This window comes from Streptomyces sp. NPDC127100 (assembly GCF_042724095.1).
In the GTDB taxonomy this organism is placed as follows: Bacteria; Actinomycetota; Actinomycetes; order Streptomycetales; family Streptomycetaceae; genus Streptomyces.
Genome location: NZ_JBHXFL010000010.1, coordinates 135,543 through 148,841, shown reverse-complemented (window position 1 = coordinate 148,841; position 13,299 = coordinate 135,543). Strand labels below are relative to the sequence as shown.

Annotated in this window: 13 protein-coding genes; 7 read left to right on the top strand and 6 right to left on the bottom strand. The window is 73.6% G+C overall.

Features of this window, described 5'->3' with window-relative positions:
• Positions 1-148 precede the first annotated feature (148 nt).
• Entirely contained in the window at positions 149-541 is a 393-nt protein-coding gene (locus ACFWJB_RS13480; RefSeq protein WP_386922230.1) for an ankyrin repeat domain-containing protein, read from the bottom strand.
• 312 nt (positions 542-853) lie between these two features.
• Between ACFWJB_RS13480 and ACFWJB_RS13475 the strand changes: the two genes are divergently transcribed.
• Positions 854-1,048 carry a hypothetical protein gene (locus ACFWJB_RS13475; protein WP_161166034.1) on the top strand — a complete coding sequence of 65 codons (195 nt, stop codon included), beginning with the start codon at positions 854-856 and terminating at the stop codon, positions 1,046-1,048.
• A 49-nt stretch (positions 1,049-1,097) separates the two neighbouring features.
• Positions 1,098-2,909: a hypothetical protein gene (locus ACFWJB_RS13470; protein ID WP_386922227.1), complete on the top strand. Its 1,812-nt coding sequence runs from the start codon at positions 1,098-1,100 to the stop codon at positions 2,907-2,909.
• A 59-nt stretch (positions 2,910-2,968) separates the two neighbouring features.
• On the opposite strand, the gene ACFWJB_RS13465 is transcribed toward ACFWJB_RS13470, so the two are convergent.
• Positions 2,969-4,468, bottom strand: coding sequence for a PLP-dependent aminotransferase family protein (locus ACFWJB_RS13465; protein WP_385457771.1), 1,500 nt, complete (start codon positions 4,466-4,468; stop codon positions 2,969-2,971).
• A 30-nt stretch (positions 4,469-4,498) separates the two neighbouring features.
• On the opposite strand from ACFWJB_RS13465, the gene ACFWJB_RS13460 reads away from it, so the two are divergent.
• The 4 genes from ACFWJB_RS13460 to ACFWJB_RS13445 all read left to right on the top strand — a co-directional run bounded on the left by ACFWJB_RS13460 (position 4,499) and on the right by ACFWJB_RS13445 (position 8,076).
• A complete protein-coding gene (locus ACFWJB_RS13460) occupies positions 4,499-5,233 on the top strand; it encodes a YitT family protein (RefSeq protein WP_386922225.1) in 735 nt (244 codons plus the stop codon).
• On the top strand, positions 5,230-5,997 hold the full coding sequence (locus tag ACFWJB_RS13455) for a glycerophosphodiester phosphodiesterase (protein ID WP_385457773.1): 768 nt from the start codon (positions 5,230-5,232) through the stop codon (positions 5,995-5,997). Before ACFWJB_RS13460 ends, ACFWJB_RS13455 begins: the two co-directional genes overlap by 4 nt.
• 78 nt (positions 5,998-6,075) lie before the next feature.
• A complete protein-coding gene (locus ACFWJB_RS13450) occupies positions 6,076-7,422 on the top strand; it encodes an MFS transporter (RefSeq protein ID WP_386922223.1) in 1,347 nt (448 codons plus the stop codon).
• Positions 7,423-7,701: 279 nt separating this feature from the next.
• The gene (locus ACFWJB_RS13445; protein ID WP_003977404.1) at positions 7,702-8,076 is read left to right on the top strand and encodes an RNA polymerase-binding protein RbpA; all 375 of its coding nucleotides are present in this window, start codon (positions 7,702-7,704) and stop codon (positions 8,074-8,076) included.
• A gap of 137 nt (positions 8,077-8,213) precedes the next feature.
• On the opposite strand, the gene fxsA is transcribed toward ACFWJB_RS13445, so the two are convergent.
• From fxsA to ACFWJB_RS13425, 4 genes are all read right to left on the bottom strand, one after another.
• Positions 8,214-8,786, bottom strand: coding sequence for an FxsA family membrane protein (gene fxsA / locus ACFWJB_RS13440; RefSeq protein ID WP_386922221.1), 573 nt, complete (start codon positions 8,784-8,786; stop codon positions 8,214-8,216).
• A 46-nt stretch (positions 8,787-8,832) separates the two neighbouring features.
• A complete protein-coding gene (locus tag ACFWJB_RS13435; protein ID WP_386922219.1) occupies positions 8,833-9,735 on the bottom strand; it encodes a polyprenol monophosphomannose synthase in 903 nt (300 codons plus the stop codon).
• A gap of 526 nt (positions 9,736-10,261) precedes the next feature.
• Positions 10,262-11,866, bottom strand: a complete 1,605-nt coding sequence (locus tag ACFWJB_RS13430; RefSeq protein WP_386922217.1) for an amidohydrolase — start codon at positions 11,864-11,866, stop codon at positions 10,262-10,264.
• A gap of 78 nt (positions 11,867-11,944) precedes the next feature.
• Positions 11,945-12,385: an Lrp/AsnC family transcriptional regulator gene (locus ACFWJB_RS13425; RefSeq protein ID WP_385457782.1), complete on the bottom strand. Its 441-nt coding sequence runs from the start codon at positions 12,383-12,385 to the stop codon at positions 11,945-11,947.
• Between the two features lie 267 nt (positions 12,386-12,652).
• Here ACFWJB_RS13425 and ACFWJB_RS13420 point away from each other — a divergent pair, with 267 nt between their 5' ends.
• Positions 12,653-13,090, top strand: coding sequence for a hypothetical protein (locus ACFWJB_RS13420; protein ID WP_386922215.1), 438 nt, complete (start codon positions 12,653-12,655; stop codon positions 13,088-13,090).
• Positions 13,091-13,299: the final 209 nt, after the last annotated feature.

The window sequence follows — 13,299 nt, the reverse complement described above, 5'->3', positions numbered from 1 at the left end:
CCAGCCATCGCGTCCGTGAACCACGTCGTCATGATGACCCGGCGGTCACATCTGCCGCGACCGAAATTTCGGCGGCCTCGTACCGCCTCCCCCGTTTATCGTATTTTCCCTGGTCAGCACGTCGGACCAGGAGTGGATCAGCGGTGGTTCACGCCAGTCCGAACAGCTCGAGCAGCTCGGTCCGGGCGAACATCCGCGCCGTGTCGACCGCCGACGGAGTGCCCGCGGACGGATCGGCGCCGGCCTCGAGGAGCGCCCTGGTCACGTCCGTCTCCCCCTTGAAGGCGGCACCGGCGAGCGGGGTCTGGCCCCGGTCGTTGACCCGGTCCGCGTCGGCGCCGCGGGTCAGCAGCGCGCGCACGGTGCCGGCGTGGCCGTGGTACGCGGCGAGCATGACGAGGGAGTCGCCCCGGTCGTTGGTGAGGTCGGCCGGCACGCCGGCGTCCACGTAGGCCACCAGCTCCTCGGTCCGCCCCTGCCGGGCCAGATCGAAGATCTTGGTCGCCAGCTCCACGACCTCCGGGTCGGGGGCTTCACTCATCGGCCGGACCACCTCTCACTCACGGACGTACGAACGTCGGGGACTGCGTGTGCGCACGGCCGCGAGCGGTGCGGCCGTACGAGTGAATCGCCAGGGTACTGGCTCGTGCCGCACATGAGCGGACGCGCCCGAGGCAAAGATCGTCACGGACCCGGACGGGCGCAACCCCTGCGTCCGGCCGGTGCGGGGACCGCTGCGCCACACGGGGCAATTTTATGAAAATTCCTCCATTTGCACCTTTAATAGTATGGATACATCCTGTGAGCCTGGAAGTACTCATGGTGACTGTCCCCGCGAACCAGGAGAACTCACATGATCCTCTCGATCTCAGGCGTGGTCCTGCTCGGCATCGTCGTCTTCATCTTCTTCCGCAAGGACGGCCTCAAGGCCTCGCACGCGCTGGTCGCGGTCCTGTTCGGCTTCTACCTCGCGAGTACCGCCATCGCCCCGAGCATCAGGGCGGGCGGCGAGAGCCTGGCGGGCCTGCTCGGCGGAATCAAGTTCTGACGGCCCGGATCGCCCGCAACCCGCACGTACGGACTCCCAGGAGGCAGCAGTGGCCCGGCGGCCCCTCCCCCGCATTCTGAGCAACGGCGGCGCACAGCTCGCCCGGAGCCGGGAGCTGGCCCGGACGGCGGCCGACGGCGCCACGGACGTCCTCCAGCCGCTCATCACGATCGCCCGCGGTCTGCGCCGGCTGGCCTCGGCCGCCCGGCGCAGATGGACCGAGACCCCCAGGGACCGGCGCGGTGCGCTGCTGTTCCTGGTGGCCTCCGTGGTCCTGGTCGTGGTCCTGGCACCGTACGGCCCGCTGCTCGCCGCCGCCGTCCTGATGGCGGCGGCGGCGTGGCACGGCAGGGACCGCACGCCGCCGGGGCCGCAGGGTCCCGACGACGCGCAGATCCAGCGCCTCAAGTCGCTCTACGAGGCGCTGGTCCCCTACTTCTCGCTCGCCGAGGACCCCGATCCGCTGTACGTCCACGGCGGTGACTGGGAGAAGGCCTTCCCGGCCCACGAGTTCGACGACGCCGGCCGGGTCGCCGAACTGGTGATCCGCTACCCGGCGTACTTCACGGACGGGGAGGCGGCGTCACGGGCGCGCATCGAGCACCTGCTCACCGCCAAGGCCGGCCGGGGCCGCGAGTACCACTACACGTGGGACGAGGAGGCCAACCACCTCACGGTCGCCGTCCTCGCGCCGCTGCCCACGGACATCGCCGTGCAGCGGTTCGTCACGGCACCGGGCGAGACGGTCCTGGGCTTCACCGACCCGACCCGGGTGCAGCGCACCCTCCCGCTCACCCACGGCGAGGAACAGCGGGACGTGCCGCCGGTCGTCTGGCGCACGGGCATCCGCTCCACCGAGCCGCATCTGCTCGTCCTGGGCCGGCCCGGCACCGGCACGTCCACCCTCCTGCGCTCGATCGCCCTCCAGGCGCTGCACCACGGCGACCTGGTCGTCGTGGACGGCGGCGGCACCGGCGAGTACGCCTGTCTGACCGGGCGCGACGGCGTCCTGGCCGTCGAGTGCGGCCTCGCCGGAGCCCTGACCAGCCTCGAGTGGGCCGCCCACGAGACGGAGCGCCGGCTGATCTCCCTCAACCGGGCCCGGCAGGAGGGCGAGCCGCCCCCCGACGACACCCGGCGGCCCCTGTGGGTCCTCGTGGACCGGCCCAGCGCGTTCACGCACCTCGCCGCCGCGGACGGCCGCCGGGACCCCCAGTCCCTGCTCCAGATCCCGCTGCGGCACGGCCGGGCGGCGAACGTGACGGTGGTCGTCGCCGAGCAGCTGGACGCACTGGACGCCCTCTGCGACGCCGTGCAGCAGCACACGCGCGCGCGGGTGGTGCTCGGTCCGGCCACGGCTGGCGAACTGACGACCGCGCTGGGCGCCGCCCCGCACACCACGCCCGTCGACCAGGTGCCGCCCGGCCGCGGCTACGCCCGCCTCGGCTCGGGCCCGGTGCACCGGCTCCAGGTGCCGGCCACGCCGGATCCCTACGACGACGCCACGAGCGACGCGCACCGGCAGGCGGTCCTGGAGCTGCTGCCGCCGCGCACGACGCCCGCCGACGGTGAACAAGTGGCGGTGCCGGCGAAGGCAGTGCCGCACACGATCCTGATCAAGACGGAGGGCGTCCCGGCCGAGACGCGGACCGCCACCACCCACGGGACGGCGAGGACCGCGGCCGAGTCCGCCGGCACCGGGACGAAGGCGGCCTCCGGGGAACGGCCCGCGGACACGGCCGAGGAGCCCGGGACCGTCACCGACGCCCCCGCGCCGGAAAGGGACACCGCCGGGCCGGCGCCGACCGGACCGGTCGCGGCGGAATCGGTTCCCGCCAAGGTCGCCGCGGAGACGACCTGACCCACGCGGGCCCGGCCGCGAGGCGCCGCCCCGCCCGGCCGGGGCCGGGCGCCTTCCGGTCAGGCCACGAAGGTCCGGGGTGCCTCGCCTCCTCCGGCGCCCCCGTTCTCCACCAGCCGGGCCGCCGCGGCCAGCCGCACGGCCGCCTCCTCCGCCACCGCCCCGCCGACGGTGAACGGCAGCCGGACATACCCTTCGAAGGCCCCGTCGACGCCGAACCTCGGCCCGGACGGGACCCGCACCCCCACGCGTTCCCCCGCCTCGGCGAGGCGCGAGCCGGAGAGTCCGCCGGAGCGCACCCAGAGGGTGAGGCCGCCGCGGGGCACCTCGAACTCCCAGTCCGGCAGCGCGCGCCGGACCGCCGCCACCAGCTCGTCACGGTTCTGCCGGGCCTGCTCGCGCCGCATCCGCACCGCCTGCTCCCAGCCGCCCGTGCTGAACAGCCAGTTCACCGCGAGCTGCTCCAGCACCGGCGTGCCCAGGTCGGCGTAGGCACGCGCGGCGACCAGGCTGCGGATCACATCGGGCGCGGCACGGACCCAGCCGATGCGCATGCCCGCCCAGAAGGCCTTGCTGGCGGAACCGACGGTGACGACCGTGGAGCCGGCCGGGTCGAAGGCGCAGACGGGGCGCGGCATCTCCACGTCGTCCTCGAGCCACAGCTCGCTCATCGTCTCGTCGGCGACGAGGACGGTCCCGGCCGACCGGGCCGCGTCCACCAGCCGCCTCCGCTGGTCGTCGTCGGCGAGCGCGCCGGTGGGGTTGTGGAAGTCGGCGACGACGTAGGCGATGCGGGGCGCGGCCTCGCGCAGCACCTGCCGCCAGCGGTCCACGTCCCAGCCGGTGAGGCCCTCGGCCATCGCGACGGGGACCAGTCGCGCCCCCGCCTCGCGCATCAGCTGGAGGATGTTGGCGTACGACGGCGATTCGACCGCGATGCGCTCGCCGCGCCCCCCGAAGAGGTGGCAGATGGCGTCGATCGCTCCCATGGCGCCCGTGGTCACCATGATCTGTTCCGGCATGGTCGGGATCCCGCGGGCGGTGTAGCGCTCGGCGATCATCGACCGCAGCGCCGGCAGCCCGGCCGGGTAGTCGCCGTGGGTGTGCGCGTAGGGCGGCAGCTCCTCCAGGGCGCCCTGCACCGCGCGGGTGAGCCAGGGCTCGGGCGCGGGCAGCGCCGCGCAGCCGAGGTCGATCATCGAGCCGAGGGCCTCGGGCGGCAGCGGTTCCAGGCCGCGGGCGGGCAGCGGATTCCCGGCCGGTACGGCGGTCCAGCTGCCGGCGCCGCGGCGGGACTCCAGGAAGCCCTCGGCGCGCAGGGCCTCGTAGGCGGCGGCGACCGTGGTGCGGCTGACGGTCAGGGCGAGGGCCAGCTCGCGTTCGGCGGGCAGCCGGGCGGCGACCGGCACCCGTCCCTCGAGGACCAGCAGCCGGATGCCGTCGGCGAGGGCTCGGTAGGCGGGCGGGCGGCGCGTGCCGGGGCCGGCCGGGCGGTCCTGCTGGGAGCCGAGCAGCCGGGCGAGCTGGGCCGCCCCCACGGCCGAGGTCCACTGCGCCATGAAAATCAGTCCACCTTCCCTGAATTGGCCATGGTTGGCTCTGCTTCTCAAGCCACAGGGTGTCATGCAGCAGGCCACTACCACCACACAGGGGGGCACGTCTTGTCCAGGCGATCCGGACACGGTCATCTCGCACGGCGGCTGACACAGCTCTACGGCGGCCTCGTGCTCTACGGCGCGAGTTCGGCGCTGCTGGTCAGGTCGGGGCTCGGCCTCGAGCCGTGGAACGTGCTGCACCAGGGCCTCGCGGAGCGCACGGGCCTCTCCATGGGCGTGGTGCTGACCGTCGTGGGCGCGGCCGTCCTGCTGCTGTGGATCCCGCTGCGCCAGCGCCCGGGCCTGGGCACGGTCTCCAACGTGCTGGTGATCGGCGCCGCGATGGACGCGACGCTGGCCGCGGTGCCCGACGCCCACGGCTGGACGCTGCGGATCGCCATGATGGCGGCGGGGATCGTCCTGAACGGCGCGGCGACCGGGCTGTACATCGCGGCCCGGTTCGGGCCGGGCCCGCGGGACGGCCTGATGACGGGCCTGAACCGGCGCACGGGCCTGTCGGTGCGCCTGGTGCGCACGGTCCTCGAGATCACCGTCGTGGCGACCGGCTTCATCCTCGGCGGCACGGTCGGGGTCGGCACCCTGCTGTACGCCCTGGCGATCGGTCCGCTCGCCCAGGTCTTCCTGCGCGCGTTCGCCGTCCCCGTGGCACCGCAGGGCAGCACGGTGGTTGCCGAGGGTCGGCCCCGGCGCGCGATACTGCGGCGGTGACCACCCCGATACGCCACCCCTACCTCGACCATCCCGGCCCGATCGCCTTCGCCCACCGGGGCGGTGCCGCGGACGGTCTGGAGAACACGGTGCGCCAGTTCCGCCACGCGGTCGAGGCGGGCTACCGCTACATCGAGACGGACGTCCACGCCACGCGGGACGGGCGGCTCGTCGCCTTCCACGACGCGACCCTGGACCGGGTGACGGACGGCGCCGGAAGGATCGCCGGCCTGCCCTGGGCGGAGGTGCGCCACGCGCGCGTGGCGGGCGCGGAACCGGTGCCGCTGTTCGAGGAGCTGCTGGAGACCTTCCCCGACGTGCGCTGGAACATCGACGTGAAGGCGGAGCCGGCCCTGCGGCCCCTCCTGGACCTGGTCCGGCGGGCGAACGCCTGGGACCGGATCTGCGTCGGCTCGTTCTCCGAGGCCCGGGTGGTCCGCGCCCAGCGGACGGCCGGCCCGCGCCTCGCCACCTCGTACGGCACCCTGGGCGTCCTCGGCCTGCGGCTGCGCTCCTGGGGCGTGCCGGCCGCGCTGCGCCGGTCGGCGGTGGCCGCGCAGGTGCCGGAGGTCCAGTCGGGCATCCCGGTGGTGGACCACCGGTTCGTGCGCACCGCCCACGCGCGCGGGCTCCAGGTGCACGTGTGGACGGTGAACGATCCGGCCCGCATGCACCGGCTCCTGGACCTGGGGGTGGATGGCATCATGACCGATCACATCGACACACTGCGCACGGTCATGGAGGACCGCGGCGTCTGGGTCTGAGACCGTCCCAGACCGTCTGAGCCCCACGGGCCGGCCCCCGCCGGGGCGTCGCGCGTTCACGGGGAAGCGAGGGCACGGGTGGGCATCGACACCGTGCGGACGGACGCGGCCGACGGGGCCGCCGGCCGGCGGCGCGAGCAGCGCGGCTGGTACTTCTACGACTGGGCCTGCTCGGTCTACTCGACGAGCGTGCTCACCGTCTTCCTGGGGCCCTACCTGACGTCGGTCGCCGAGGCGGCGTCGGACGCGGACGGATACGTGCACCCCCTGGGCATCCCCGTGCGTTCCGGCTCCTTCTTCGCGTACTCGGTGTCCCTGTCGGTGATCGTGGCGGTGCTCGTGATGCCCGTGGTGGGCGCCGCGGCGGACCGCACGGGCCGCAAGAAGCCGCTGCTCGCGGCCGCCGCGTACACCGGCGCGGCGGCCACGACCTGCATGTTCTTCCTGGACGGCGACCGCTACCTGCTGGGCGGCCTGCTCCTGGTCGTCGCCAACGCCGCGCAGTCGGTGGCGATGATGCTCTACAACTCCTACCTTCCGCAGATCGCGCCGCCCGCGGAACGCGACGCCGTCTCCTCCCGCGGCTGGGCCTTCGGCTATGCCGCCGGCTCCCTGGTCCTGGTCGCGAATCTCGTCCTCTACACCGCCCACGACTCCTTCGGCCTCGGCGAGAGCGCGGCGGTCCGGATCTGCCTCGCCTCGGCCGGACTGTGGTGGGGCGCCTTCACGCTCATACCGCTCCGGCGGCTGCGCGACCGCCGCGCCCCCGCCCGGGAGGCGGCCCTCCCCGGCTTCCGGCAGCTCGCGGCGACCGTCCGCGACATGCGCCGCCGCCCGCTGACCCTGGCCTTCCTGCTGGCCTACCTCGTCTACAACGACGGCATCCAGACGGTGATCTCCCAGGCCTCGGTCTACGGCTCCGAGGAACTGGGGCTCGGGCAGTCCACGCTCATCGTGGCCGTCCTGCTGGTCCAGGTGCTGGCGGTGGTGGGCGCGCTGGCGCTGGGCCGGCTGGCCCGGACGTACGGCGCCAAGCGCACGATCCTCGGGTCGCTGGTCGCCTGGACGGTCACGCTCGCGGCCGGGTACTTCCTGCCTGCCGGGGCGCCCGCGTGGTTCTTCGTCCTGGCCGCCGGCATCGGCCTCGTCCTCGGCGGCAGCCAGGCGCTGTCCCGCTCGCTCTTCTCATACCTGGTCCCGCCCGGCAAGGAGGCCGAGTACTTCTCCGCCTACGAGATGAGCGACCGCGGCATGAGCTGGCTCGGGCCGCTGCTCTTCGGACTCACCTACCAGCTGACCGGGAGCTACCGCGACGCGATCATCTCGCTGGTGGCGTTCTTCGTCATCGGTTTCGTCCTGCTCGCGCGGGTACCGGTACGGCGAGCGATCGGCGACGCGGGCAACCCGGTACCCGAAAGGATTTAGCACTCGACACGAAAGGGCTGTAGTGTACGCGTTTGGCCTGCCAGGCGTACCGTTACTGCGCGTCAAAGGTGCCGAAACGCTATGTCACAACTGACCACAGAGGTGACAAACCGGACGTCGGCGGGTACTGCACTGGTTGACAAGGCTGCGGCTGCGACGGCGACGCATGGCCCGGAACGGGGACTCCGGACGGGAATCTTTACCGCCGCCCGGACGTTGACCGGATGACGACGACAGCGACACCTGTCCTGTGGGCGACAAGCCCGGGAGGCACGATTCATGAGTGAGCGAGCTCTTCGCGGCACGCGCCTCGTGGTGACCAGCTACGAGACGGACCGCGGCATCGACCTGGCCCCGCGCCAGGCCGTGGAGTACGCATGCGAGAAGGGGCACCGGTTCGAGATGCCCTTCTCGGTCGAGGCGGAGATCCCGCCGGAGTGGGAGTGCAAGGTCTGCGGGGCCCAGGCACTCCTGGTGGACGGCGACGGCCCTGAGGAGAAGAAGGCCAAGCCCGCGCGTACGCACTGGGACATGCTGATGGAACGGCGCACCCGCGAGGAACTCGAAGAGGTCCTCGAGGAGCGGCTGGCCGTTCTGCGCTCCGGCGCGATGAACATCGCGGTTCATCCGCGGGACAGCCGCAAGAGTGCGTAGTCCCCAAAGGGGCTGAGCCGGACTGTCAGCGAACGCAAGCGAACGCGGGCGCCGTACGTGACATCACGTACGGCGCCCGCGTTCGTGCTGTGTGCCGGTGCGTCCTTGGAGGGCGCTCACCCGCTCGCGGGTCCGGGCTAGCGCGCCAGCGGCGGGCGGGGCCCCTGCGGGGCGTCGCCCGGCTCGTCCCGGATCACCTCGCCCTGGACGACCTTGCCGTCCGGGCGGTGCATGCGGGCCTGGCGGAAGGCGTCGCCGAGGGTGCCCGGGCTCGTCTCGCGCAGCTTGCGCTCCAGGGTTCGCTGCGAGTACCGGCTGACGGCCTTCTGGACCGGGGGCAGCAGGAGGAGCAGGCCCACGGCGTCCGAGACCACGCCGGGGATCATCAGGAGCAGGCCGCCCAGCATCGTCAGCCCGTTGCCCTCGCTGTTCGGGCGGGGTGCGGGCATCACGCCGGGCTGCTGCTGTTGCAGCGTCTCGGTGAGGTCGCGGAAGGCGCGGCGGCCGGCCCGCTTGATGACCACGGAGCCGAGCACCAGACCCGCCACCAGAATCAGGAAGACCACCCACCCGCTGGACGCGCCCGCGACCACGGTCAGCAGCCAGACCTCCAGCACGAGCCACGCGGCGAGACCCAGCGGCAGGAACGTGCGCAGCCGTGAGCGCCGGGGCCGGGCGGGGGTCCTGGGGGGCTGAGCGCCTGTCGTCATACCCCCAGTGTGCCTGGGCCCGGCTCAGCACGGGATAAGGGGGTGATCAGGCCTTCCCGTCCGGCGCGCTCGACCCGGCCGGCGCGTCCTTCCCGGCCTCCCCGCCGGCGCTGCTCCGGTCGTCCGGGCCCTCGTCCGGCGTGCCGGCGGGCCTCTCGGTGGGCTTGTCCCGGCCCAGCACCTTGCCGACCCGCTCCCCCACACCCCAGGTGGTCACCCGCCAGAGGGCCTCCACGAGGATGTCGCGGCTCATCTTGGAGTCGCCGAGTTCGCGCTCGACGAACGTGATGGGCACCTCGACGACGTGGTAGCCGGCCTTGATCGCCCGGCGGGCCAGGTCGACCTGGAAGCAGTAGCCCTGGGAGGCGACCTCGTCCAGGCCGAGACCCTCCAGGGTCTCCCGGCGGAAGGCGCGGTAGCCACCCGTGATGTCGCGCAGCGGCAGGTCGAGCGCCAGGCGCGAGTACATGCTGCCGCCGCGGGAGATGAACTCGCGGGACTTGGGCCAGTTCACCACCCGGCCGCCGGGCACCCAGCGGGAGCCGAGCACCAGGTCGGCGCCCTTGAGCGCGGTCAGCAGGCGGGGAAGTTCCTCGGGCTGGTGGGAGCCGTCCGCGTCCATCTCGACCAGCACGCCGTACCCGTGTTCCAGGCCCCAGCGGAAGCCCGCGAGGTAGGCGGCGCCGAGGCCCTCCTTGCCCTTGCGGTGCAGCACCTGGACGTGGTCGTCCCCGGCGGCCAGTTCGTCGGCGAGCTTGCCGGTGCCGTCGGGGCTGTTGTCGTCGGCCACGAGAACGTGTGCCTCGGGGACCGCCTCGCGCACGCGCCCGACGATCGCCTTGATGTTCTCCGCCTCGTTGTAGGTCGGGATGATCACCAGGGCCGTGCCCAGGGGGCCGAACCGCCTCCCTTGGTCCGCTGCCGCGAGCGTCCCGTCGCCGTCGTTCACTGCTGCCCCTTCATGTCCGTACGCAGAGGACCACCATAGTGGCCGCGGCCTGCGGTGACGTGACAGGACGTTCGATTGGCGGTGTCGTCGGCCGGGAATTGGGGTATGGATGCGCGTTTCGGACCGTTTCCGCTGCGGATGGGGGCCCGGCGCCCTTCGGGCCGACCTGGGGCCCGCTGGCTGCGGGTCGACCGAAAGCCGTTGTCTACTGAGCTCCCGGGCCCCACCCGGGGTCACACCTCCCGACCGGCCGTATCGTTCCCCCGCCGCGGCGCGAGCGCTGAGCCTGGCTCCCAGTGGCGGTGCGCCGGTGCGGCACACCGTCCCTGACGCAGCGGCGCCGCGGCGAGTGCGCGGAGGTTTCCCGGTCGGGCGTCCGGTGGTGGACTCCGCCGAACCTACCGGCCCTCCGCCGTCGCCTGTCAACAGTCGTTCGACCTGCGGCTTTCACACCAAAGCCCAGGTCAGCGCGGCGGGCGCCCGGTCACCGCGGGTCGGAAGATCACCGCCTCGTCGGCCGTGGAGATCACTCGCCCGGGCGTACGAAGACCGTCCGGCCGCCCACGACGGTGCGCAGGCAGACGGGCAGATCCCGCCCCGGGGTGAGGTCGGGCAGGCCCGGGGTGCCGGAGCGCGGGTCCGTCGACCAGCGCGCGACCCGGTCGTCGGGCGCCTGGACCACCAGGTCGCCGGTGCGCCAGACGGCGTAGTCCGCCGGTGCGCCCGGCACCAGGACGCCCGCGTCGTCCCGGCCGATCGCCCGCCAGCCGCCGCGCGTGTGCGCCGTGAACGCCGCCCGCACGGAGACGCGGTGCTCCGGGGTGCGGTGGAAGGCGGCGGCCCGGACGGTGCCCCACGGGTCGAGGGGGGTGACCGGGCTGTCCGAGCCGAAGGCGAGCGGGACGCCGGCGCGCAGGAGGGCCGCGAAGGGGTTCAGGGTGCGGGCCCGCTCGGCGCCGAGCCGCTGGGCGTACATGCCGTCGTCACCGCCCCACAGCGCGTCGAAGGCGGGCTGCACCGAGGCGGTGAGGCCGAGTTCGGCGAAGGCCGCGACGGTCTCCGGGGTGAGCATCTCGGCGTGCTCGACGCGATGACGGGCGGCGCGGACACGGGCGAGGCCGACCTTCTCGGCGGCGGCGCGCACGCCCTCCACGACGGCGGTCACGGCGGCGTCGCCGATGGCGTGGAAGCCCGCCTGGAGGCCCGCCTCGGTGCAGGCGACGACGTGGGCGGCGACGTCGGCTGCGTCCAGATATGCGGTGCCGGTGTGGCCGGCGTCGGCGTACGGCTCGTGCAGGCAGGCGGTGTGCGAGCCGAGGGCGCCGTCGGCGAAGAGGTCGCCCGCGGCGCCGACCGCGCCCAGTTCCCTCGCCCGGTCGACGTTCCGCTCGGCCCAGTAGCCGATCACGCGCGGTCCGTCGCCCTCGGCCGCGATGCGCAGCAGTCCGGTGAGATCGTCCTCCGAGGAGATCTCCGGGCCTGCGCACTCGTGAACGGTGCCGATGCCCAGCGAGGCCGCGTGCGCGAGGGCGGCACGCTGGGCCTCGGTGCGCTGGGCGGCGGTGACCGCGTCCAGCGCGGCGGCGCGCACGACATGGTGGTCGTCGGCGGTGAGCGGGCCGTCCGCCCGTCCGGCGCCGCCCGGGACCAGGTCGAGCAGGGCGGTGGTGACGACCGCGGAGTGGACGTCGATACGGCTGAGATAGAGGGGCCTGCCGCCGGTGGCCTCGTCCAGTTCCGTGCGGGACGGCGGCGTTCCGTCGGGCCAGCGGGAGGCGTCCCAGCCGTGGCCGAGCAGCACCCGGTCGCCGGGGCGGGCCGCGGCGAAGTCCCGGACGAGCGCGAGGGCCGCCTCGCGGGTGGCGGCGCCGGACAGGTCGAGGCCGGTGAGGGCGAGGCCGGTGGACGTGGTGTGCACGTGTGCGTCCGTGAACGCCGGAGTGACCAGGGCGCCGTCCAGGTCGATCACCTCGTCCACGCCGTCCGCGAAGGCGTCCGCGGCGCCCTCGGAGCCGACCCAGGCGACCTGGCCGCGTTCGACGACCATGGCGGTGGCGAAGGGGTCGGCGGGACTGTGGACCTCGCCGCGGCGCAGCAGGACGGTGGCGGGCGGGGTGGTGGACTCACTCATGGACACCAGTCTCGCCCCTCCCCCCGGACGGCTCGCACGCAGGTCGGCGCCGGGAGGGACGGGGGTGTCCCGACGGGGTCAGATCCGCGGCGGGCGTGCCTCGTAGGGGGTCGAGAGGACGACCGTGGTGCGGGTCGACACGCCGGCCAGGGAACGCACCCGGGCGAGCAGTTCCTCCAGCTCGTGCGGGGTGCCCACGCGCACCTTGAGGATGTAGTTCTCGTCGCCCGCCACGCTGTGGCACGCCTCGATCTCGGGGACCCCGGCCAGCCGGTCGGCGATGTCGTCGGGCGCACTGGGGTCGAACGGTTTGACGGAGATGAAGGCGGTCATCGGCAGGCCCACGGCCTCCGGGTCGACGACCGCGGCGTACCCGCGGATGACGCCACGCTGTTCCAGCCGCCGCACCCGCTGGTGCACGGCCGACGTGGACAGGCCCGTCGCCTTGCCCAGGTCTGTGTAGCTCATCCGCCCGTCCTTGACGAGCAGCTGCACGATCTGTCGGTCCAGCTCCTCCATGGCGCAAGAACCTACAGTGCGCCTGATCTCCGCGGGTACCCGAGCCGCCCGGGCCGGGCCCGGTTCGTGGCGCGGGCGGGGTCCGGCGGGTGGCTCGGCGGGGACAAAACCGCCGCACCGGACACCTGCGAGCGGCGTGTGACCAACACCACACCCCCCGGCCCGTCTCCGTGATGTTCCCGTGATTACCAGGTAGGGGGGAGGGGAAGTGCTTGCTGTGGTCGAGGCCGCAGTGCCGTCACGGCCCAGCCCGAGGGGGAGAATCCCATGCAGAGTCTTAAGCGCCCTGGTCGTTCCGCGCCCAAGCGGCAGCAGCCCGTCGTCGAATCCGTGCCGGAGGGTGTCGATCCCGACACCTTCGACGACGAGGAACTCGACGCCTACGACACGTTCGAGATGTACCGGGTGATCTGCCCGGACTGCGCGCAGCCCATCGCCCTGCTGGCGGACGAGGAGGTGCTGCCGGAGCACGCGCTGTGCGCCTCGCCGTGGAATCCGTTCGGTCTGACCGCGTGTGCGGGCACCGGGCGCAGGGCCGCCGACGCGCGCCCCGCGGACGCGTCGTTCCAGCCGCACGAGCAGGACACCGCCCTGCTGTTGACCCTTCCGCGGAGCCTGGACTGGCGGACCCAGCCCTTCTCCCACGTCGGCGGCCCGGGCTCGCGCCCGATGCGCGTGCCGACGATGCGGCGCGAGGCGGCCTGAGCGACCGCGTTCCCGGGTCCACCCGGGGGCACCGCTCCTTGCGTGAACCCTTCCGCGCCGCGGCCCGCCGTGGCGCGGACAGGCATGCCGTGACGGCCGCCGGGGAGGGCACGCGGCACCGGCCGCCGCCCGGGCCGCGCGGCGGACCCCGTGAACGCACGCCCGATTCCGCGGGCCGGTGACCTGCCCGCGCCGCGCCGCGTTGCCCC